The organism is Citrobacter sp. Cpo037 (assembly GCF_030332945.1).
In the GTDB taxonomy this organism is placed as follows: domain Bacteria; phylum Pseudomonadota; class Gammaproteobacteria; order Enterobacterales; family Enterobacteriaceae; genus Citrobacter; species Citrobacter portucalensis.
This window is the reverse complement of record NZ_JAOWGW010000058.1, coordinates 15,901-36,592: the sequence shown is the minus strand read 5'-3', so window position 1 is coordinate 36,592 and position 20,692 is coordinate 15,901. Positions and strand designations below refer to the sequence as shown.

At 53.4% G+C, this 20,692-nt stretch carries 20 protein-coding genes and 1 other RNA gene; 14 read left to right on the top strand and 7 right to left on the bottom strand.

What is annotated here, in order from left to right; translation table 11 throughout:
* Nucleotides 1-173: 173 nt before the first annotated feature.
* Entirely contained in the window at nt 174-1,067 is an 894-nt protein-coding gene (argP, locus tag OGX94_RS11295) for a DNA-binding transcriptional regulator ArgP (RefSeq protein WP_257662079.1), read from the bottom strand.
* Between the two features lie 170 nt (nt 1,068-1,237).
* On the opposite strand from argP, the gene rpiA reads away from it, so the two are divergent.
* Both rpiA and serA read left to right on the top strand, forming a co-directional pair.
* Nucleotides 1,238-1,897, top strand: coding sequence for a ribose-5-phosphate isomerase RpiA (gene rpiA, locus OGX94_RS11290; RefSeq protein ID WP_003825479.1), 660 nt, complete (start codon nt 1,238-1,240; stop codon nt 1,895-1,897).
* 271 nt (nt 1,898-2,168) lie between these two features.
* Nucleotides 2,169-3,401: a phosphoglycerate dehydrogenase gene (gene serA / locus OGX94_RS11285; protein WP_003825480.1), complete on the top strand. Its 1,233-nt coding sequence runs from the start codon at nt 2,169-2,171 to the stop codon at nt 3,399-3,401.
* Nucleotides 3,402-3,521: 120 nt separating this feature from the next.
* On the opposite strand, the gene OGX94_RS11280 is transcribed toward serA, so the two are convergent.
* The 3 genes from OGX94_RS11280 to zapA all read right to left on the bottom strand — a co-directional run bounded on the left by OGX94_RS11280 (nt 3,522) and on the right by zapA (nt 4,692).
* Nucleotides 3,522-4,118 (bottom strand): 5-formyltetrahydrofolate cyclo-ligase, encoded by a 597-nt coding sequence (locus OGX94_RS11280; RefSeq protein WP_003825482.1) that lies wholly within the window; start codon nt 4,116-4,118, stop codon nt 3,522-3,524.
* Between the two features lie 19 nt (nt 4,119-4,137).
* A non-coding RNA gene (ssrS, locus tag OGX94_RS11275) (6S RNA) lies at nt 4,138-4,321 on the bottom strand.
* A gap of 41 nt (nt 4,322-4,362) precedes the next feature.
* Nucleotides 4,363-4,692 (bottom strand): cell division protein ZapA, encoded by a 330-nt coding sequence (gene zapA, locus OGX94_RS11270; RefSeq protein WP_003026980.1) that lies wholly within the window; start codon nt 4,690-4,692, stop codon nt 4,363-4,365.
* A 167-nt stretch (nt 4,693-4,859) separates the two neighbouring features.
* Between zapA and OGX94_RS11265 the strand changes: the two genes are divergently transcribed.
* From OGX94_RS11265 to OGX94_RS11230, 8 genes are all read left to right on the top strand, one after another.
* On the top strand, nt 4,860-5,438 hold the full coding sequence (locus OGX94_RS11265; RefSeq protein ID WP_003026978.1) for a YecA/YgfB family protein: 579 nt from the start codon (nt 4,860-4,862) through the stop codon (nt 5,436-5,438).
* Nucleotides 5,439-5,462: 24 nt separating this feature from the next.
* Nucleotides 5,463-6,788, top strand: coding sequence for a Xaa-Pro aminopeptidase (gene pepP / locus OGX94_RS11260; protein WP_060683272.1), 1,326 nt, complete (start codon nt 5,463-5,465; stop codon nt 6,786-6,788).
* Nucleotides 6,785-7,963 (top strand): 2-octaprenyl-6-methoxyphenyl hydroxylase, encoded by a 1,179-nt coding sequence (gene ubiH, locus OGX94_RS11255; protein WP_286569244.1) that lies wholly within the window; start codon nt 6,785-6,787, stop codon nt 7,961-7,963. Before pepP ends, ubiH begins: the two co-directional genes overlap by 4 nt.
* A 115-nt stretch (nt 7,964-8,078) precedes the next feature.
* A complete protein-coding gene (gene ubiI, locus OGX94_RS11250; RefSeq protein WP_257662077.1) occupies nt 8,079-9,281 on the top strand; it encodes an FAD-dependent 2-octaprenylphenol hydroxylase in 1,203 nt (400 codons plus the stop codon).
* A gap of 452 nt (nt 9,282-9,733) precedes the next feature.
* Nucleotides 9,734-10,828, top strand: a complete 1,095-nt coding sequence (gene gcvT, locus OGX94_RS11245) for a glycine cleavage system aminomethyltransferase GcvT (protein WP_003825494.1) — start codon at nt 9,734-9,736, stop codon at nt 10,826-10,828.
* Nucleotides 10,829-10,853: 25 nt separating this feature from the next.
* Nucleotides 10,854-11,243 carry a glycine cleavage system protein GcvH gene (gene gcvH, locus OGX94_RS11240; RefSeq protein ID WP_003026965.1) on the top strand — a complete coding sequence of 130 codons (390 nt, stop codon included), beginning with the start codon at nt 10,854-10,856 and terminating at the stop codon, nt 11,241-11,243.
* A 131-nt stretch (nt 11,244-11,374) separates the two neighbouring features.
* Nucleotides 11,375-14,248 (top strand): aminomethyl-transferring glycine dehydrogenase, encoded by a 2,874-nt coding sequence (gene gcvP / locus OGX94_RS11235; RefSeq protein ID WP_257662076.1) that lies wholly within the window; start codon nt 11,375-11,377, stop codon nt 14,246-14,248.
* Between the two features lie 77 nt (nt 14,249-14,325).
* Complete coding sequence (locus tag OGX94_RS11230) at nt 14,326-15,069, top strand: SDR family oxidoreductase (RefSeq protein WP_200921214.1); 744 nt, start codon at nt 14,326-14,328, stop codon at nt 15,067-15,069.
* A 93-nt stretch (nt 15,070-15,162) separates the two neighbouring features.
* Here OGX94_RS11230 and bglA read toward each other — a convergent pair whose 3' ends face one another.
* Complete coding sequence (gene bglA / locus OGX94_RS11225) at nt 15,163-16,596, bottom strand: 6-phospho-beta-glucosidase BglA (protein WP_003825504.1); 1,434 nt, start codon at nt 16,594-16,596, stop codon at nt 15,163-15,165.
* Between the two features lie 120 nt (nt 16,597-16,716).
* Entirely contained in the window at nt 16,717-17,445 is a 729-nt protein-coding gene (locus OGX94_RS11220; RefSeq protein WP_008785744.1) for a MurR/RpiR family transcriptional regulator, read from the bottom strand.
* Nucleotides 17,446-17,497: 52 nt separating this feature from the next.
* On the opposite strand from OGX94_RS11220, the gene yqfB reads away from it, so the two are divergent.
* Nucleotides 17,498-17,809, top strand: a complete 312-nt coding sequence (yqfB, locus tag OGX94_RS11215) for a N(4)-acetylcytidine aminohydrolase (protein ID WP_257662075.1) — start codon at nt 17,498-17,500, stop codon at nt 17,807-17,809.
* A gap of 163 nt (nt 17,810-17,972) precedes the next feature.
* Nucleotides 17,973-18,635, top strand: a complete 663-nt coding sequence (trhA, locus tag OGX94_RS11210) for a PAQR family membrane homeostasis protein TrhA (RefSeq protein ID WP_257662074.1) — start codon at nt 17,973-17,975, stop codon at nt 18,633-18,635.
* A 131-nt stretch (nt 18,636-18,766) separates the two neighbouring features.
* Here trhA and ygfZ read toward each other — a convergent pair whose 3' ends face one another.
* The gene (ygfZ, locus tag OGX94_RS11205; RefSeq protein WP_126317440.1) at nt 18,767-19,750 is read right to left on the bottom strand and encodes a tRNA-modifying protein YgfZ; all 984 of its coding nucleotides are present in this window, start codon (nt 19,748-19,750) and stop codon (nt 18,767-18,769) included.
* A gap of 257 nt (nt 19,751-20,007) precedes the next feature.
* Here ygfZ and sdhE point away from each other — a divergent pair, with 257 nt between their 5' ends.
* On the top strand, nt 20,008-20,274 hold the full coding sequence (gene sdhE / locus OGX94_RS11200; RefSeq protein ID WP_003825514.1) for an FAD assembly factor SdhE: 267 nt from the start codon (nt 20,008-20,010) through the stop codon (nt 20,272-20,274).
* Nucleotides 20,255-20,662 carry a protein YgfX gene (locus OGX94_RS11195; protein ID WP_003825515.1) on the top strand — a complete coding sequence of 136 codons (408 nt, stop codon included), beginning with the start codon at nt 20,255-20,257 and terminating at the stop codon, nt 20,660-20,662. Before sdhE ends, OGX94_RS11195 begins: the two co-directional genes overlap by 20 nt.
* Nucleotides 20,663-20,692 lie beyond the last annotated feature (30 nt).

The following is a 20,692-nucleotide window of genomic DNA, read 5'->3' as shown; positions in this document are numbered from 1 at the left end:
GGCTTGTCGCCAGCAAAAAATAGCCAACAGGGCGTCGTTTTTTGCCGCGTGGCGTGTTTGATTTTGTGATTTATTTCAAAGACGTGGCGGGAATAGCATGAAAAGAGGGTAAAAGACTTGTCGGCCGGATAGGGCGTTACGCCACCATCCGGCACTCAGAGGTTATGAGCGGTTTAATCCTGACGCAGTACGTTGTGACCATAGGTCAGCAGCGCATCGGTGACGTTGCGCATCATGCGGCTTTCCGGCGCAAAACGGTGCCAGTACAGCATCCGGCGCTGGAACAGGCCCGGCGTTAAGTCGATAAGCTCGCCGCTTTCCAGTTCTTTCTCAATCTGCAAGTGGGGGATCATGCAGCAGGTCGTTCCCTGACGCGCCAATTGAACAAAGGCTTCAGACGAGTTAACGATATGGCACGGCACGCTGCCCGGCGGCAGGTCGAAGTTTTGTTGCAGGAACGCCTGGTGCATATCATCAAGATGGTCAAACGCTACCGCTGGAGCTTTCAGCAGGGCAGAGCGGGTGACGCCGTTAGGGAAATAACGCTCGGCGAAAGGTTTAGAGCCAACAAACAGGTAGTCCAGCGCGCCGAGTTTATCCACCAGACAGCTTGGCAGCGCCTGATGTTGAATACTCACCGCACCGACCACTTCACCACGACGCAGACGTTCCTGAGTTCGGGTTTCATCCTCAACCTGCAAGTTAAGCCGAATCGGCGAATTTGCCAGTACCGGAGCCAGCGCCGGAAGCAACCAGGTCGCCAGACTGTCGGCGTTCACCGCCAGTGAGAGCAGCAGCGGCGTCGAACCGGTTTGTTCATCACCCAGCCACTCGTCTTCCAGCAGTTCAACCTGACGCAAAAGCGCCAGTAGTTTTTGCCCCTGTTCGGTTGGGCGTGGTGGTACGGTACGCACCAGCAGCGGTTGTCCGAACATATTCTCAAGCTGTTTTATGCGCTGTGAAACCGCGGATTGCGTGATGCACAGCTTTTGCGCCGCGCGCTCAAATCCTCGTTCACGAATAACCGCATCCAGTGCTTGTAGTGTTCTGTAGTCCGGACGTTTCATTGCTTTGACGCACTCCTGAAAATTTTGCTTGTTCTGCACTATGACACAAATTTAGGTTGGGTAAAGACGAAATCCGCCGCTTGCGAGCGGGTGTGGGGACATTTTTCTGCACAATGTTCTATAATGCGCGTGAATTTTCCCACCATATTCACACCACAGGCGAAACGATCATGACGCAGGATGAACTGAAAAAAGCAGTAGGATGGGCGGCACTTCAGTATGTACAGCCCGGTACCATTGTGGGCGTAGGTACAGGTTCAACAGCCGCACACTTTATTGATGCGCTGGGCACAATGAAAGGTCAGATTGAAGGTGCGGTATCCAGTTCGGACGCTTCAACCGAAAAACTCAAAAGCCTCGGTATCCACGTGTTCGATCTTAACGAAGTGGACAGCCTCGGCGTATACGTTGACGGCGCGGATGAAATCAACGGCCACATGCAGATGATCAAGGGCGGCGGCGCAGCGTTGACCCGTGAAAAAATTATTGCTTCCGTGGCGAAGAAATTTATCTGTATTGCCGACGCGTCCAAAGAAGTCGATATTCTCGGTAACTTCCCGCTGCCGGTTGAAGTGATCCCAATGGCGCGCAGCGCTGTGGCTCGCCAGTTGGTGAAGCTGGGCGGTCGTCCTGAATACCGTCAGGGTGTAGTGACGGACAATGGTAACGTGATCCTTGATGTACACGGTCTGGAGATCCTCGATGCCATCGCGATGGAAAACGCCATCAATGCGATTCCGGGCGTGGTAACCGTCGGTCTGTTTGCCAACCGTGGTGCGGACGTCGCGCTGATCGGTACGCCAGACGGCGTGAAAACTATCGTAAAATGATCTGACGGGAGTGTCTTCTCCCGTTAAAAAAATTTTGGCAGGGCAAATTTGGTGACTTGTGTCACGTTTATAATATTGTCCTGCCGATCTCTCCAAAGAAAAAGTTATCGCCAGTATTTTCCTCTGACATTTCTCTCTGAATGACATTTCTTCAGCACGGCGACGCAAACGTTCATATTGCCGCAATATTATTTTTTGATATGTTGAAGAGACGGATGAAAATCCCACACACAACACATCAGTTTGAACAAAAAAAGACAGGGTCGGGGAAATGGCAAAGGTATCACTGGAGAAAGATAAGATTAAATTTCTGCTGGTTGAAGGCGTGCATCAAAAAGCGCTCGAAAGCCTTCGTGCAGCAGGTTATACCAACATCGAGTTTCATAAAGGCGCTCTGGACACTGAACAACTGAAAGAGTCCATCCGTGATGCCCACTTCATTGGCCTGCGATCCCGTACCCATCTGACTGAAGATGTGATTGACGCCGCAGAGAAACTGGTCGCGATTGGCTGCTTCTGTATCGGCACCAACCAGGTTGATCTCAGCGCTGCGGCAAAGCGCGGGATCCCCGTGTTTAATGCGCCATTCTCTAACACGCGTTCCGTTGCGGAACTGGTGATTGGCGAACTGCTGCTCCTGCTACGCGGCGTACCCGAAGCAAACGCCAAAGCACACCGCGGCGTGTGGAATAAACTGGCTACCGGCTCGTTTGAAGCGCGTGGCAAAAAACTGGGGATCATCGGCTACGGCCACATTGGTACTCAGCTAGGCATTCTGGCGGAATCGCTGGGGATGCACGTCTATTTCTATGATATTGAAAATAAACTCCCGCTCGGCAACGCCACGCAGGTGCAGCATCTTTCCGACCTGCTCAATATGAGCGACGTGGTCAGTTTGCACGTACCGGAAAATGCCTCCACCAAAAATCTGATGGGCGCGCGTGAGATTGCCTTGATGAAACCAGGCGCACTGCTGATTAACGCCGCACGCGGCACAGTTGTTGATATTCCTGCGCTGTGCGACGCGTTAGCGACCAAGCACCTGGCAGGGGCAGCAATCGACGTATTCCCAACCGAGCCGGCAACCAACAGCGATCCTTTCACTTCGCCGCTGTGTGATTTCGACAACGTGATCCTGACGCCGCACATTGGTGGTTCAACGCTGGAAGCACAGGAAAACATCGGTCTGGAAGTGGCTGGGAAACTGACCAAGTATTCCGACAACGGCTCTACGCTGTCTGCAGTTAACTTCCCGGAAGTTTCGCTGCCGCTGCACGGCGGTCGTCGTCTGATGCACATTCACGAAAACCGTCCGGGCGTACTGACTGCGCTGAACCAGATTTTTGCCGAGCAGGGCGTCAACATTGCCGCGCAGTATCTGCAGACTTCCGCACAGGTAGGTTACGTGGTTATTGATATTGAAGCGGATGAAGATGTGGCAGAGAAAGCGCTGCTGGCGATGAAAGCCCTTCCGGGAACCATTCGCGCTCGTCTGCTGTACTGATTTCCTCTACATGGGCAGGCGGTTGACCTGCCCATCTTTCCTCTGATTTCCCGGCCTCAAAATCTCTTCCTGTCACGCATACATTCTGTTTTCGAGCCTTGCCGCAATTGGCAAAAAAAGCTACCACTCCCAGATTTTGGATGGCGTCACCACCGCAGGCAGTGGGATATCCCATTCTTCGACAGGCAGCTTTTCCACTCGCTGACAATCGTGCGCGTAGCCTACGGGCTGGATCTTATGCTGCTGCCAGTTTTGCAACGTACGGTCATAAAATCCACCGCCCATACCCAGGCGTTGCCCGACCTCATCAAACGCCACTAACGGCGTAATCAGTACATCCAGTTGTGAGAGCGGCAATACGTCACGTACATCAAGTCGTGGTTCCTGGATCTTTAAGCGATTGGTTACCAGGTCGCTGTGCGGATGATAGTGCAGGAACAGCAGGTTGCCAGGGCTGAAGGGATGAAGAACCGGAAGATAGACGCGCTTGCCCGCTCGCCACAGCTGATCTATTAGCGGCTGGGTATCGAGTTCGCCATCGAACGAGAGGAATACCGCCACGGTATGAGCGAGTACAACAGGGGGATAACTGAGCATTCGGGTCGCGGCTTGCTGACCGTATTGTCGTTGCTGTTCGGAAGTAAGCGCACGACGACGCTGCCGAATCAGTTGACGGATTTCTTGCCGGGATAAAGGGAGTTCAGAAAGTAATGTCATGGCTGTTGCCAGGTAGAAGGGAATCTCCGAGATGCCGCCGCAGGCTGTAACCCTTGAACCCTTGGTTCAAGGTGAATGCGTCGTCACAGTTTTAAGGCTTCTCGGACGGGCCGAGCATGCTCACCAACCGTGGAGCGCCACATTCTTGTGGTATGAAATATCGGCTCAGGGGACTGGCCCGCTTGCAAACATCTCAGAGAAATTTTGTCTTCACGGTCACTCTACCACAGTAAACCGAAAAGTGTTATTCAAAGTTTTGGCCCGTTTTTTCGGTTATGCGACCCTGATCAAGCAACGCCTGTTCGATGGTCTGTTGTAGCATCCGAATACGTTGTTCCATGCTCGCCGCGTACTCACGCGTCTTCGCTTTTTCCTGAGTTAATTCATAGCTGATGTTCAACGCGGCGATGAAAACCAACTGCTCAGTATTTGTGACTCTAGTGCGAACTTTCAGATCTTGCAATCGCTGATTGAGATCGTCCGCAGCCTGATTCAACGCATCCCTTTGTTCAGGCGGGCAATTCACTCGCAGTGAACGGCCAAATATTTGGATATCGACGGGTTGTGCAGACATGCCACCTTCCTGCTGATTGACTGCGCTGCCTTCGTCTCCAGACCGTGGGTCCGCGAAGGGGCGACACTATAGCTACCCTGGTATCAAGATACAAGCCCTTTTCTGGTCCACCAGGGTCCAAAGTGGTAGCATACCATGAATATTCCTCCCTTTGATGACGAATGCTTATGTCTATACAGAACGAAATGCCTGGTTACAACGAAGTTAGCCAGTTTTTGAACCAACAAGGGGCTGGATTAACCCCGGCCGAAATGCACGGCTTGATAAGCGGAATGATTTGCGGCGGAAATAACGACAGCTCATGGCAGCCGCTGCTGCACGACCTGACGAACGAAGGTCTGGCCTTTGGTCACGAGCTGGCTCAGGCGCTGCTGAAAATGCACTCAGCCACCAGTGATGCCCTCGAAGACGACGGCTTCCTTTTTCAGCTTTATCTGCCTGAAGGGGATGACGTCAGCGTGTTCGATCGCGCCGATGCGCTGGCGGGATGGGTAAACCACTTTTTACTGGGCCTTGGCGTCACGCAACCGAAGCTCGACAAAGTGACCGGCGAAACCGGGGAAGCGATTGACGACCTGCGCAATATCGCTCAATTGGGATATGACGAAGACGAAGATCAGGAAGAGCTGGAAATGTCGCTCGAAGAGATCATCGAATACGTGCGCGTAGCCGCCTTGCTGTGTCATGACACGTTTACGCGTCAGCAGCCGACCGCGCCGGAAGTCCGTAAACCGACTCTGCACTAAGAACGAAACGCAAAGGAGAGTGTGATGAGCGAGATATCTCAGCAAGAATTCCAGCGTCGTCGCCAGGCTTTACTGGCACAAATGCAGCCCGGCAGCGCCGCGCTGATTTTTGCCGCACCGGAAACGACGCGTAGCGCGGACAGTGAATACCCTTACCGCCAAAGCAGTGATTTCTGGTACTTCACCGGTTTTAACGAACCTGAAGCCGTGCTGGTGCTGATCAAAAGTGATGACACTCATAACCACAGCGTTTTGTTCAATCGGGTTCGCGATCTGACGGCGGAGATCTGGTTTGGCCGCCGTCTGGGCCAGGATGCTGCCCCGGCAAAACTTGGCGTTGACCGGGCGCTGGCCTTCAGTGAAATCAATCAACAGCTGTATTTGCTGCTCAATGGTCTGGACGCGGTATACCACGCCCAGGGCGAGTATGCCTGGGCCGACGAGATTGTGTGCACGGCGCTGGATAAACTGCGCAAAGGCTCCAGACAAAATCTGCACGCGCCTGCCGCGATTATCGACTGGCGTCCGATGGTGCATGAAATGCGCCTGTTCAAATCACCGGAAGAAATCGCGGTCATGCGTCGTGCCGGAGAAATCACCGCACTGGCGCATACCCGCGCGATGGAAAAATGCCGTCCGGGAATGTTTGAATACCAGTTAGAAGGGGAGATTCACCATGAATTTACCCGTCATGGCGCGCGTTATCCGTCCTATAACACGATTGTCGGCAGCGGTGAAAACGGCTGTATCCTGCATTACACCGAAAATGAAAGTGAAATGCGCGATGGCGATTTGGTGCTGATTGACGCTGGCTGTGAATACAAAGGCTATGCGGGTGACATTACGCGTACCTTCCCGGTAAACGGTAAATTTACCCCAGCACAGCGTGAAATCTACGATATCGTACTGGAATCCTTAGAGACCAGCCTGCGTCTGTATCGTCCCGGAACGTCCATTCAGGAAGTCACTGGCGAAGTGGTGCGCATCATGATTACGGGCCTGGTGAAACTTGGCATTCTGCACGGTGATGTCGATCAGTTGATTACCGAAAATGCTCACCGCCCATTCTTTATGCATGGCCTAAGTCACTGGCTGGGTCTGGATGTGCACGACGTCGGCGTTTATGGTCAGGACCGCTCACGTATTCTTGAGCCGGGAATGGTACTCACCGTCGAACCGGGACTGTATATCGCGCCGGACGCCGATGTACCGCCGGCTTATCGTGGTATCGGCATTCGTATTGAGGATGACATCCTCATCACCGAGGACGGCAATGAAAACCTGACCGCCAGCGTAGTGAAGAAAGCTGATGACATTGAAGCCTTAATGGCTGCGGCGCGACTGCAATGAGCGTGATTATCGTTGGTGGTGGTATGGTCGGTGCGACGCTGGCGCTGGCCATTTCTCAGCTCAGCCATGGGACTCTGCCGGTTCATCTGATAGAAGCGAGCGAACCTGAAACTGACCTCCATCCCGGGTTTGACGCCCGGGCGATCGCGCTGGCGGCAGGAACCTGCCAACAGCTGGCGAGAATTGGCGTATGGCAGGCGATTGCCGATTGCGCAACGGCCATTAAAACGGTTCACGTCAGCGATCGCGGCCATGCCGGATTTGTGACGCTGGATGCGCAGGAATACCGTATTCCGGCTCTGGGCCAGGTGGTAGAACTGCACGACGTCGGGCTGCGTCTGTTTGCGCTGCTGCGCAAAGCACCGGGTGTCACATTGCACTGCCCCGACCGCGTAGCCAGCGTGTCGCGCACGCGGGAGCGCGTTGAAGTGACGCTGGAGAATGGCGAGATGATTACCGGTCGCCTGCTGGTGGCTGCTGACGGCACGCGTTCCGCACTGGCGACTGCCTGCGGTGTTGACTGGCTGCAACAGCCTTATGAGCAACTGGCGGTGATTGCCAACGTCACGACCTCTGTACCGCACGACGGGCGAGCGTTTGAACGCTTCACGCAATATGGCCCGCTGGCAATGCTGCCAATGTCTGACGGTCGCTGCTCGCTGGTGTGGTGCCATCCACTGGAGCAGCGTGATGAGATCATGACCTGGTCCGACGAACAGTTTTGCCGTGAACTACAAACCGCATTTGGCTGGCGACTGGGACGTATTACCCAGTCTGGTAAACGCAGCGCTTATCCGCTTTCGTTAACTACGGCGCTGAAAGCGATTACCCATCGTACCGTGCTGGTAGGGAACGCCGCCCAGACGCTGCATCCCATTGCCGGGCAAGGTTTCAACCTTGGCCTGCGCGATGTAATGAGCCTTGCAGAGACGTTGACGCAGGCGCAGAACGGCGCGGAAGATGTGGGGGATTATGCGGTGCTGGCACGCTATCAGCAGCGCCGCGAGCGCGATCGCGAGACGACGATTGGTGTGACCAACAATTTAGTGTATTTGTTTGCCAATCACTGGGCCCCGCTGGTTGTTGGGCGCAATGTCGGGTTGATGGCGATGGAATTATTCACCCCTGCGCGCGATGCGCTGGCGGAGCGGACCCTGGGTTGGGTTGCACGATAAATATGACCTGTAGGCCGGATAAGGCAACGCCGACATCCGGCAAGGGTCCCCGCAAAAATGCCTGATGGCGCTGCGCTTATCAGGCCTACGGATTACAGGTTTCGAGGTACAAACAGTGCAAAGTGTTGATGTAGCAATTGTTGGTGGCGGCATGGTGGGACTGGCGGTTGCCTGCGGCCTGCAGGGCAGCGGGTTGCGCGTTGCGGTGTTAGAACAACATGTTCCGCAGCCGTTGGCGGCGGATGCTCCTCCTCAGCTTCGCGTTTCGGCCATTAATGCAGCCAGCGAAAAACTGCTTACCCGTCTTGGCGTCTGGTCCGACATTGTTGCTCGTCGCGCTTGCTGCTACCACGGCATGGAAGTCTGGGACAAAGACAGCTTTGGACGTATTGCGTTTGATGACCAGAGCATGGGCTACAGCCATTTGGGTCACATCGTTGAAAACTCAGAAATCCATTATGCACTGTGGCAAAAGGCGCAGCGTTCAGCGGATATTACGATGATGGCGCCAGCTGAAATACAGCAGGTGGCCTGGGGCGAGAACGAGGCATTTCTGAGCCTCAAAGATGGCGCAATGCTGACGGCGCGTCTGGTCGTCGGTGCCGATGGTGCTAATTCCTGGCTGCGCAATAAAGCGGACATTCCGCTCACCTTCTGGGACTACCGTCATCATGCGCTGGTGGCGACTATCCGTACGCAGGAAGCTCACGGTACGGTTGCGCGTCAGGCGTTTCATGGCGAGGGGATTCTGGCATTCCTGCCACTCAGCGATCCGCACCTGTGCTCTATCGTCTGGTCGCTCTCGCCGCAGGAAGCAGAACGTATGCAGCAGGCAAGCGTTGACGAGTTTAATCAGGCGCTGAATATCGCCTTTGATAATCGTCTGGGGCTGTGCAGCCTTGAAAGCGAACGTCAGGCGTTTCCGCTGACGGGACGTTATGCCCGCCAGTTCGCGGCCCATCGTCTGGCGCTGGTGGGGGATGCGGCGCATACCATCCACCCGCTGGCGGGTCAGGGGGTTAACCTTGGCTTTATGGATGCGGCGGAACTGATCGATGAGCTTAAGCGGCTACAGCGTCAGGGAAAAGATATTGGTCAGTATCTCTATTTACGCCGCTACGAGCGCAGCCGTAAGCATAGCGCAGCGCTGATGCTGGCGGGGATGCAGGGTTTCCGTGAACTGTTTGCAGGCGAGAATCCGGCGAAAAAACTGCTACGCGATATTGGGCTGAAACTGGCCAATACCCTCCCGGGCGTAAAACCACAACTCATCCGTCAGGCGATGGGACTGAACGATCTTCCCGAGTGGTTACGTTAGTGTCCGTAAGGACAATCTTAAGAGTTTGAGACCCGTCACACTTTCCTCTCCCGGCCTTCGCGCCGGGGTGCTTCTCTCATTTGAAATAATCTAATTCCACTCCTTTTTTCGCATTAGTTTTTCTAATTTTACGTTTTTTTCATAACGCCATTTTTGACATTTTTTCCACATTTAATATGGATTGGTGCTGTAATTTTGCGCTTATATTCGTTTGTTGTTCTGATTAATTGTTATGTGTATGGAGTTTTATTCTGTTAGCGATCTGGCTGTTTTTCGCCATAAGCTAATGTGATGGTTAATTTTGACTTATGGTTTAGCGTCTGTTTCGGTGGTAAGTTCAGGACAAAGAGAACGTTTGCGTCGTAGCCCCTGGAGCGGCTGCGGTGCTGGGTTTCGTGGCGAAAATTTCACCGCGAAAGAGTTGGTAGCCCCGCTTATTCAACGAGGAAAAGATGGCTCAACAGACTCCTTTGTACGAACAACACACGCTATGTGGCGCGCGCATGGTCGATTTCCATGGCTGGATGATGCCACTGCATTACGGTTCTCAGCTCGATGAACACCATGCTGTTCGCACCGACGCCGGAATGTTTGATGTGTCGCATATGACCATCGTCGACCTGCGCGGTAGCCGCACCCGGGAGTTCTTGCGTTATCTGCTGGCAAACGACGTCGCGAAGCTAACGAAGACGGGTAAAGCCCTCTACTCCGGGATGCTCAACGCTTCGGGCGGCGTGATAGATGACCTGATTGTCTACTACTTCACTGAAGATTTCTTCCGCCTCGTTGTAAACTCCGCCACCCGCGAAAAAGACCTCTCCTGGATTACCCAACACGCTGAACCTTACGCCATCGACATCACCGTTCGTGACGACCTGTCGCTGATTGCGGTGCAGGGTCCAAACGCGCAGGAAAAAGCAGCTACGTTGTTTACTGACGAGCAGCGTCATGCGGTTGAAGGCATGAAGCCGTTTTTCGGCGTTCAGGCAGGTGATTTGTTTATCGCAACCACCGGTTATACCGGCGAAGCAGGTTATGAAATTGCCATGCCGAATGAAAAGGCGGCAGATTTCTGGCGTGCGCTGGTTCAGGCTGGTGTCAAACCTTGCGGTCTCGGCGCGCGTGACACCCTGCGTCTGGAAGCGGGTATGAACCTGTATGGCCAGGAGATGGACGAAGGTATTTCTCCGCTGGCGGCCAACATGGGCTGGACCATCGCGTGGGAACCGGCTGACCGCGACTTTATTGGTCGTGAAGCGCTGGAAATGCAGCGCGAAAAAGGCCACGAACAGCTGGTCGGGCTGGTGATGACTGAGAAGGGCGTGCTGCGTAATGAACTGCCGGTGCGTTTCACCGATGCTTCTGGCAACCAGCATGAAGGCATTATCACCAGTGGCACATTCTCCCCAACCCTGGGTTACAGCATCGCGTTGGCGCGCGTGCCTGCGGGTATCGGTGAGACTGCGATCGTACAGATCCGTAACCGTGAAATGCCGGTAAAAGTGACTAAACCTGTTTTTGTGCGTAACGGCAAAGCCGTCGCGTAATTCATCCTTTTTTGGAGATTGATTGATGAGCAACGTACCTGCAGAACTGAAATACAGCAAAGAACACGAATGGCTGCGCAAAGAAGCTGACGGCTCTTACACCGTTGGTATCACCGAACACGCTCAGGAGCTGTTAGGTGACATGGTTTTCGTTGACCTGCCAGAAGTTGGCGCCACCGTCAGCGCGGGCGATGATTGCGCCGTTGCGGAGTCCGTAAAAGCGGCATCCGATATCTATGCGCCAGTAGGCGGTGAGATTGTTGCGGTTAACGATGCGCTCAGCGACTCCCCGGAACTGGTCAACAGCGAGCCGTATGCGGGTGGCTGGATTTTCAAAATCAAAGCCAGCGATGAAAGCGAAATTGAATCGCTGTTGGATGCGACCGCATACGAAGCTTTGTTAGAAGACGAGTAAATACGCTTTTGCCGGATGGCGCTGCGCTTATCCGGCCTACAAAGCATGCGTAGGCCCGGTAAGCGCTAGCGCCACCGGGCACGTAGACAGAGACCATCACGATTCACTGCACGTTTCAGGAACCATCGCCCATGACACAGACGTTAAGCCAGCTTGAAAACAGCGGCGCTTTCATTGAACGCCACATCGGACCGGACGCCGCGCAGCAGCAAGAGATGCTGAATGCGGTTGGCGCCGAGTCGTTAAACGCGCTGATCGGCCAGATTGTGCCGAAAGACATTCAGCTCGCAACCCCGCCACAGGTTGGCGAGGCGGCGACCGAATACGCTGCGCTGGCTGAATTAAAAGCCATCGCCGGGCGTAACAAGCGCTTCACGTCCTACATTGGCATGGGCTACACCGCCGTGCAGTTGCCACCAGTTATTCTGCGTAACATGCTGGAAAACCCAGGCTGGTACACCGCATATACGCCGTATCAGCCGGAAGTCTCCCAGGGGCGTCTGGAAGCTCTGCTGAACTTCCAACAGGTCACACTGGACCTGACGGGGCTGGATATGGCTTCCGCTTCTCTGCTGGATGAAGCCACTGCGGCTGCTGAAGCCATGGCGATGGCCAAACGTGTCAGCAAACTGAAAAATGCCAACCGTTTCTTTGTGGCGGCTGATGTTCACCCGCAAACGCTGGACGTGGTTCGCACCCGTGCAGAAACCTTTGGCTTTGACGTCATTGTTGATGACGCGGCGAAAGCACTGGATCACCAGGATGTGTTTGGCGTGCTGTTGCAGCAGGTTGGCACCACCGGTGAAGTACACGACTACAGCAAACTGATTGCCGAGCTGAAATCCCGTAAAGTTGTGGTCAGTGTCGCTGCCGACTTTATGGCGCTGGTACTGCTGACTGCACCGGGCAAACAGGGCGCGGATATTGTTTTCGGCTCTGCGCAACGCTTCGGCGTTCCGATGGGTTACGGCGGCCCACACGCGGCATTCTTCGCCGCTAAAGACGAATTCAAACGCTCCATGCCAGGCCGTATTATCGGCGTATCGAAAGATGCGGCGGGCAATACCGCACTGCGCATGGCGATGCAGACTCGCGAGCAGCATATCCGCCGCGAGAAAGCGAACTCCAACATTTGTACCTCGCAGGTTCTGCTGGCCAACATCGCCAGCCTGTATGCCGTTTATCATGGTCCGGTTGGCCTGAAACGTATCGCTAATCGCATCCACCGCCTGACTGATATTCTGGCGGCCGGCCTGCAGCAGAAAGGGCTGAAGCTGCGCCATGCGCACTACTTCGACACTCTGTGTGTTGAAGTGGCCGACAAAGCGGCTGTTCTGGCGCGTGCCGAAGCGGCAGAAATCAACCTGCGTAGCGATATCCATAACGCGGTAGGTATTACGCTTGATGAAACCACCACCCGTGAAAACGTGGTGCAGTTGTTCAATGTTCTGCTGGGCGACAGCCACGGTTTGAATATCGATACGCTGGATAAAGATGTGGCGCTCGACAGCCGTTCCATTCAGGACAGCATGCTGCGTGACGATGCGATCCTCAGCCATCCGGTGTTTAATCGCTATCACAGCGAAACCGAGATGATGCGCTACATGCACTCGCTGGAGCGCAAAGATCTGGCGCTGAACCAGGCGATGATCCCGCTGGGTTCTTGCACCATGAAGCTGAACGCTGCCGCCGAGATGATCCCTATCACCTGGCCGGAATTCGCTGAACTTCACCCGTTCTGCCCGCCAGAGCAGGCAGAAGGTTATCACCAGATGATCGGCCAGCTTTCCGAGTGGCTGGTAAAACTGACCGGTTATGACGCCGTCTGCATGCAGCCGAACTCCGGCGCGCAGGGCGAGTATGCGGGTCTGCTGGCGATTCGTCACTATCACGAAAGCCGTAACGAAGGCCATCGCGATATCTGTCTGATCCCGGCTTCTGCCCACGGCACCAATCCGGCATCCGCACAGATGGCGGGGATGCAGGTAGTGGTTGTCGCCTGTGATAAGAACGGCAACATTGACCTGGACGATCTGCGAGCAAAAGCAGAACAACATGCTGCGAACCTCTCCTGCATCATGGTGACCTATCCGTCTACTCACGGCGTGTATGAAGAAACGATCCGTGAAGTGTGCGACGTTGTACACCAGTTTGGCGGCCAGGTTTACCTTGATGGCGCGAACATGAACGCTCAGGTTGGGATCACCACGCCAGGCTTTATCGGCGCAGATGTCTCGCACCTCAACCTGCATAAAACATTCTGCATTCCGCACGGCGGCGGCGGCCCAGGTATGGGACCGATTGGCGTCAAATCACATTTGGCACCGTTCGTACCGGGTCACAGCGTAGTGCAGATTGAAGGAATGCTCACCCGTCAGGGCGCAGTTTCTGCGGCGCCGTTCGGTAGCGCATCTATTCTGCCAATCAGCTGGATGTACATCCGTATGATGGGCGCAGAAGGTCTGAAGCAGGCAAGCCAGGTGGCGATCCTTAATGCTAACTACATTGCCAGCCGTCTGAAAGATGCTTATCCGGTACTGTATACCGGTCGCGACGGTCGCGTGGCGCATGAATGTATTCTCGACATTCGCCCACTGAAAGAAGAGACCGGCATCAGCGAACTGGATATTGCCAAGCGTCTGATCGATTACGGTTTCCATGCGCCGACTATGTCATTCCCGGTCGCGGGTACCCTGATGGTTGAACCGACTGAATCTGAAAGCAAAGTGGAACTTGATCGCTTTATCAATGCGATGCTGGCAATCCGCGCTGAAATCGATCGCGTGAAAGCCGGTGAATGGTTACTGGAAGATAACCCGCTGGTTAACTCGCCGCACACGCAAAACGAGCTTGTCGCGGAGTGGAATCACGGTTATAGCCGCGAAATCGCCGTCTTCCCGGCTGGTGTGGCGAACAAATACTGGCCGACCGTGAAACGCCTTGATGATGTTTACGGTGACCGTAACCTGTTCTGCTCCTGCGTGCCGATGAGCGAATATCAGTAACTTTTCCGCGCAGTAAAGCTTTTGTAGGCCGGGTAAGGCGAAGTCGCCTCCCGGCTTTTTCATATCTGGAGGTATCCATGGGAATCGCACTGGTTACTGGCGGCAGTCGCGGCATCGGGCGGGCAACTGCGCTGCAGTTAGCGCAAGAGGGTTACACGGTTGCGGTTAACTTTCATCACAATATCCGTGCGGCAACGGAGGTGGTGAATACCATTGTCGCTGCCGGGGGAAAGGCGTTTGCTCTACGGGCTGATATCAGCGATGAAAGCCAGGTTGTGGCAATGTTTGAATCTATTGACCGCGAAGGTGAACCACTGACTGCGTTAGTGAATAATGCCGGGATTTTGTTTGAACAGAGCACGGTGGAAAGCCTAACCGCTGAAAGAATTAACCGCGTGCTGGCGACCAATGTTACCGGCTATTTTTTGTGTTGTCGGGAAGCGGTAAAGCGCATGTCGTTCAAACACGGAGGGCCAGGCGGGGCGATTGTGAATGTCTCTTCGGCGGCATCGCGGCTTGGTGCGCCATTCGAATATGTTGATTACGCGGCCTCAAAAGGCGCTGTGGACACGCTCACCATCGGCCTTGCACTGGAGGTTGCGGCGCAAGGGATCCGCGTAAACTGCGTGCGACCTGGTCTTATCTACACTGAAATGCACGCTTCTGGCGGCGAGCCGGGAAGGGTCGATCGCGTGAAATCGATGTTGCCTATGCAGCGCGGAGGACAACCGGAGGAGGTCGCGCAGGCGATTACCTGGCTGCTGAGCGAGAAGGCGTCGTACGTAACGGGCAGTTTTCTGGAACTGGCTGGCGGGAAGTAGGATTTAATCGCCGGATGGCGCTATGCTTATCCGGCCTACGGGAATTTAATCTGTAGGCTGGATAAGGCGTATACGCCGCCATCCGGCAAAAAATCAAAGTTTCTCGCCGTTGCTGGCAATCACCTCTTTGTACCAGTTAAAACTTTTCTTGCGTGAACGCGACATATCGCCGGTGCCGTCGTCGTGTTTGTTCACGTAGATAAAGCCGTAACGTTTGCTGTACTGACCGGTGGTGAACGAGACACAGTCGATGCAGCCCCACGGCGTGTAGCCCATCAGGTCTACGCCATCATAGGTTACCGCTTTCATCATCTCTTCAACGTGGGCGCGCAAATAGTCGATGCGATAGTCGTCGTTGATGCTGCCGTCTTCTTCCACTTTGTCGTAGGCACCAAATCCGTTTTCTACGATAAATAGCGGTTTCTGATAGCGCTCATACAGTTCACATAAGGCGTAACGCAGACCGACCGGATCAATCTGCCAGCCCCAGTCGGACGCTTTTACGTGCGGGTTCGGTACGCTGCCCTCAAAACCAGAAATGGCATCGCCGCTGCCGCCTTCCGCTTTTACCGCGTTGGTCATGTAGTAACTGAATCCGAGATAGTCACAGGTGCCTTCACGCAGGATTTGCTCATCTCCGGCTTCCATTCGGATGTTGAATTCGCGGCGTTCCCACTCGTTCAGTACATATGATGGATAGTAGCCGCGCAGTTGAACGTCGGTGAAAACGTAGCGCTCACGCATCGATTCCTGCGCGAACATCACATCTTCAGGCTTACAGGAGAACGGGTACAGTGGCACCATCGCCAGCATGCAGCCGACTTTCATTTCCGGGTTGATGCGGCGTGCGGCTTTCACTGCCAGAGCGCTGGCCACGAACTGGTGATGCAGCACCTGGTACATGGTTTCTTCCGGGTTTTCATGCTCGGTATACACCACGCCGGAGCAGCAATAACCAAACAGCGGTGCGCGCCAGTTGCGCTGGTTATTGATCTCGTTAAAGGTCATCCAGTATTTGACCTTGTGTTTGTAGCGCTCAAAAACGACTTCAGCAAATCGGACAAAGAAATCGACGACTTTACGATTGGTCCAGCTACCGTACTGTTGAACAAGGTACAGCGGCATTTCAAAGTGGGAAAGGGTGATGACCGGTTCGATGTTGTACTTCAGCAGTTCATCGAACATGTCGTCGTAGAACTTTAGCCCTTCTTCATTCGGCTGGCTTTCATCCCCTTTGGGGAAGATACGGGTCCAGGCGATTGAGGTGCGGAAGCATTTGAAGCCCATCTCAGCAAACAGCTTGATGTCTTCTTTGTAATGACCGTAAAAATCGACAGCTTCGTGGTTGGGGTAGTACTTACCGGGTTCAACTTCCTGAGTGATTTCTCGCGGAACGCCGTGTGCCCCTCCGGTCAGTACGTCGCAAATGCTGGGGCCTTTGCCACCTTTGTTCCAGCCGCCTTCAACCTGGTGCGCCGCAACCGCGCCACCCCATAAAAAATCTTTTGGTAAGGTAAGTTTTTTCATCTGCGCTCAGTCTCAAATTAATACAATCTGATTTTGAGTCTAACAAAGGAAAGATAAATGTCACGATATAACAAAATAGCGCTAATGTGATTTGTTACATCCAAAAAACAGATTGTTTTTTTACGCTATTCTTTTCGCCAACTTGCGGCCGAGTGACTCCAGAATATAAATAACAGGGATCTGTGTGGTTATATCGTATACTCCGGCAATGCGCGTCTGTGGAACGTGCCAGGAGAGATTAAAGTCAGCCAATTTGGCCAGCCGCGAATGTTCATGACTGGTGACAGACAGGACCTTACAGTTATGCAGGCTGAACTGGCTGGCAAAGCGCAGGATCTCTTCTGTTTCACCGGAAACAGAAAGCACGATCGCCAGCGCGTTTCTGGCCATGTCATTCGTTACCGGGAAATAAGGATCATCAATGTGATTACTGAATTTTCCAACGTTTGAGAAAAAACGTGCGCCATATTTGGCTAAGGCTCCGGATGTTCCCGCTCCGACGAATATAATACGTTCGGAAGATAATATAATATCAACAGCCTGATCGAGCAGATTATCGAACTCATCGTTATTAACGCCTTTAAAGAAGCTGATAATTTCGCTGGCACCGAAATTAGCCTGTTGCGGTTCATTCTGCTCTAAATATAATTTGAAGCGCACGCGAAATTCTGAGTAACCTTCACACTTAAGCTTGCGGCAAAAGCGCAGTACGGTTGTAGTGGAAACACCCACGGCATCGGCCAGTTCGCGAATGGTCATGTACATGACTTTGTCACGGTTTTTGATGACATAGTTGTAGACCAGCATCTCAAGATTGTTGAGACTGGCGATGGCAGCGTGGGAGAACATACTCACAATGGCAAAACTCACTCATCAGACTTCATCTACAGGGAATAATAACATGCAGCCAAATGACATCACTTTTTTTCAGCGTTTCCAGGATGACATTCTGGCCGGACGCAAGACCATCACTATTCGTGACGAGTCCGAATCACACTTCAAAGCCGGGGACATTTTACGGGTTGGGCGCTTCGAAGATGACGGTTACTTCTGCACGATTGAGGTTGTAGGCGCCTCAACCGTCACGCTGGATACGCTGACGGATAAACATGCCCAGCAGGAAAACATGACGCTTGAAGAACTTAAACATGTCATTGCCGAGATTTATCCGGATCAGACGCAATTTTATGTGATTGATTTTAAATGCCTTTGATTTTAATGGTACGCATGTTAGCTGAAATTTAAAATCTAACACTATGATTTTTAATGATAAACATTTATCTGGTAATTATTTTAGCTAACAGGTGTTCACTGGAACCATTCTCAGTTACGCTAGAGGAGCAATCACGATAGGGTTCGTTTCTCGGGAGTAAGTTATGGTTCAGAAGCCATTAATCGCGCAGGGATATTCGCTGGCAGAGGAAATAGCCAACAGCATCAGTCACGGTATCGGGCTGGTGTTTGGGATTGTCGGACTGGTGTTATTGCTGGTCCAGGCAGTGGATACCAACGCCAGCGCTATGGCGATTACCAGCTATAGCCTGTACGGCGGCAGCATGATCCTGCTGTTCCTCGCCTCAACTTTGTATCACGCGATCCCCCATCAGAGAGCGAAAGTCTGGCTGAAAAAATTCGACCACTGTGCGATTTATCTGCTGATTGCCGGGACTTACACGCCATTTCTGCTGGTGGGGCTTGATTCGCCGCTGGCACATGGGCTGATGATTGTTATCTGGAGCCTGGCGCTGATCGGTATTTTATTCAAACTAACCATTGCGCACCGGTTTAAGGTTCTGTCACTGGTGACCTACCTGACAATGGGCTGGCTTTCGCTGATTGTGGTGTATCAACTGGCGGTTAAGTTGGCGGCGGGAGGCGTGACGTTGTTGGCTGTTGGTGGTGTGGTGTATTCGCTGGGCGTAATTTTCTACGTCTGTAAGCGTATTCCTTACAACCATGCGATCTGGCACGGCTTTGTGCTGGGCGGCAGCGTTTGCCATTTCCTGGCGATCTATCTGTACGTGGGGCAACACGCATAGATTCAGTGCAACCCCGGGGGCGGCGTAAACGCCTCGCCCGGACTGTATTTTATAGGCCGGACAAGCCAACGCCGCAATCCGGTAGCCTGTGCCGAATTGCCTGATGGCGCTGCGCTTATCAGGCCTACCAATTACTCTTCGTCTAACGAATATGGCAGCGGTACGATATGCAGCGTTTTCGCGTCTTCACGAACGCGGAACACGCTGTCGGCCTCCATGTCGTTATTCATCACAACCTGCACCAGTACCTGACCATCAGCCAGTTGTACTGCGGCGAGTACGGTGCCGGTACGGCGCCAGTTCTCGCCCATTTTCAGCTCCAGGTCTTCACCCGCTTCCGGTACTCGACCGGCGGCACCCGCCAAAGTCCACATGGCGCGTTTGTTGGCTCCGCGGAATTTTGCACGAGCCACCATTTCCTGACCGGTGTAGCAGCCTTTTTTAAAGCTGATCCCGCCCAGAGCCTGCAGATTGGTAGCCTGTGGAATAAACTGTGCACTGTTGGCTGTATCAATAACGGGGATACCCGCTTCGATATCCAGCGCCAGCCACTGCTGGCTGTTATTTAACTCAGCTTCGCCACGCAGCTTTTCAACCAAGGTTTCTGCTGTGGTGGCATTAACGATCAGCAGAAAACGTTCGGCAGGGTGTTCGAACCACAATACCGTGGAGGCACCTTCGGTAATGACCTGCTTATCACTGTTCGGCAATTCGCTAAAGAGATTGGCCAGCGCTGCACGTGCCTGGAATCCCGCTACGCCCAGCAGTACTCGTTCATCGTCCGGGGCAATCACCACCTTCGAGAAGACCGCATATTTTTTCAGCTCGCTGAGCTGCGCATCACGCAGGCTACGGCGCTCAAGCCATGCAAAACCGTCACCCTGGCGGAACAGACGCAGGTTGCTCCACATTTTACCTTTGGCGTCACAATGTGCAGCCAACAGGTGCTGATGCTCGGTCATCTGGCTGACATCCGCCGTGACCTGACCCTGAATATACTTCTCACTGTCGACACCGGTGATGGTGGCGAGCGCCCAGTCATCGAGCGTCATTAGCGTCAGAGGCAAACGCGTTGACGCGAAAGGCTGGCGAGGAGGAAAAGATGTAAAAGCCATAATAATGTCCTGATTTGCTTAACGCAGTGATAATGACTAATGGTAAAAGAGCTATGGCCCATTGCAAGCGGTTTAAACAGGCTATTTGTGCCATATGTTGCGCTTTGCGAGGAGACATCCAAAAATGGTGAATCCTTTGGCTTAATAAGGTTTTATTTAGCGAGCGAGCTTCAGTTTACTGATATTCCCGTAAAAAGAGCGGGAAAAACACGTTACAATAGCGGGATACTTCGTTTTCGCGAGACAGGGAGAAGAACATGGATATTAACAACAAAGCACGTATTCATTGGGCATGCCGCCGCGGTATGCGCGAGCTGGACATCTCGATCATGCCGTTTTTCGAACATGAATATGACAGCTTAAGTGACGAAGAAAAACGTATCTTTATCCGTCTGCTAGAATGTGATGATCCAGATTTATTTAACTGGTTGATGAATCATGGGAAACCAGCTGATGAGCAGCTGGAACAGATGGTGCGACTTATCCAGACACGGAATCGGGAACGTGGTCCAGTGGCAATCTGATTTACGCGTATCATGGCGCGCGCAGTGGCTTTCACTGCTAATTCATGGGCTGGTCGCGGTATTTATTTTATTGATGCCCTGGCCATTGAGCTACACCCCATTATGGCTGGTTTTGCTCTCTCTGGTGGTGTTCGATAGCGTTCGCAGTCAGCGTCGAATCAACGCCTGTCAGGGTGAGATTCGGCTGTTGATGGATGGCCGTCTGCGCTGGCAAGGGCAAGAGTGGTCTATCGTTAGCGCCCCCTGGATGGTTAAAACAGGCATGATGCTGCGTTTGCGATCTGATGCCGGAAAACGTCAACATTTGTGGCTGGCAGCAGACAGTATGGATGATGCAGAGTGGCGGGATTTACGGCGGTTGATGCTGCAAAAGGCGAAGCAAGGGTAACGCATGACACATGCCTGATGGCGCGCAGCT